Here is a 1,407-nt window from a genome sequence, read left to right on the forward strand (position 1 = left end):
ACATTCGCCCAATCCTCAAATTTTGCTAACTCAAACAGCTTCTTAAGCGGGCAGTGAGTTGGCTGAAGACCGCTCCAACAAACTTAATAAGGCATTGAATTACATTTTTTGTGTCGCCGGAGCTGTTCTTCCTGCGCGCCGTTTGCTGCCCGTTGCCTGTGGTCTCATAAAGTCTGTCGACAGTAAGCGCATCGAATCGAGTGCTGCCAGCAAGTGGACTATGGCTAAAAAAGAAACGGCAGTTTTCTCATCGCGCGTAGTGTCCCCTGTGCCTCTTTGAGTCGCCCAAAAAAGCGCTCGATGTTGCTCCGGCCGGCGTACAGGTTGCGGTCGTAGGCGCGCTAGTTAAGCTAGGTTGAGTTGGGCGGAATAACCGGCACGGCTTGCTGGTCGGCTATGGCTTTCAAAATGTTGTTCGTATCGTAAGCCTTGTCGCGCCCGATGGCGCCCGGTGGCTGAGCCAAGGCCGTCAGCAGCGCGGGCAACGGCGGGCTGTCGGTGCGCTCGGCCGGGGGAGGGCCTAGTGCAAGCAGTTGTCCAACGCGTCGACTACGGCATGGACCTTGGTGCCAAAGCCGCTGCGGCAGCGCCCTAGGTATTCGGTCCGCGCTGTGCTTTTTTTGGGCCTACGGCGGCTTTGTGCTCCTTAACAGTTGTCGCCAAGACCCATTCATCATCCGGCTCCTAGACGGCGAGGATAACCACTTCCCACACCCCGGCCACTGCACAAAGCCGAAAACGACGAGCAATGATGTTCCACGGCCTAAACCGAGCGGGCAGGTCGCGCCAGGGAATACAGGTGCGGGTAAGGTAAGAGACAGCGGTAACAAATAGGTGGTTATCGTGGCCCATTCCTCCGCGTGTGCCCGGTTGGCCCAGCGTGTGCGGTTCAATAAGGGGCCATTTCCGGTCGCTTAAGTCGTGACAGCGCATACCCAAAAATAACGCCGCCACTGTCCACTGACTTCTGATCAAGTCTTCGCCTACGTAATCCAGATAGTCAGCATCGTTATAGTAAGATTCTCTCGTTTGATAGGTCGGAGCCATGGCCCGCAAGCTGGTAGTATCGGCCTTAATCCCGGCGTGGAGATAGCATTCGGTGGGAATATAATCGCTGATGGCGATGACCTGCGCCTTGAAGTCATAGAATCAATTGTGCTTGCTAACGTACCACCTGTGATTTCCTTTCCTGTCAGCAATTTTCATGCAAGATGCGCGTATTATAATACACGGCGACCGGAAACGAGTCGATGACGTAGCGGGCTTTTGAGTAGTTGATGTGCCAGTCCTAGCCGCAGGTGGCGAACATGCCTAGCAGTGTATCGGTGAGCGCGTGCAACTGCCGCATGAAGCCGCTTTATATAGCAAACTCAAGTTGCGGGGTATAGGCAAGGCAAAAAAAGTCTG

General features: G+C 54.7%; 2 protein-coding genes. Both read right to left on the reverse strand.

Annotation, left to right across the window (positions count from 1 at the left end; all coding sequences use genetic code 11):
* Positions 1 to 350 precede the first annotated feature (350 nt).
* The gene (locus tag WX88_RS31895; protein ID WP_262489867.1) at positions 351 to 485 is read right to left on the reverse strand and encodes a hypothetical protein; all 135 of its coding nucleotides are present in this window, start codon (positions 483 to 485) and stop codon (positions 351 to 353) included.
* A gap of 199 nt (positions 486 to 684) precedes the next feature.
* Complete coding sequence (locus WX88_RS32300; protein ID WP_156176493.1) at positions 685 to 1,047, reverse strand: transposase; 363 nt, start codon at positions 1,045 to 1,047, stop codon at positions 685 to 687.
* Positions 1,048 to 1,407: the final 360 nt, after the last annotated feature.

This window comes from Hymenobacter terrenus (assembly GCF_000972495.1).
GTDB lineage: Bacteria > Bacteroidota > Bacteroidia > Cytophagales > Hymenobacteraceae > Hymenobacter > Hymenobacter terrenus.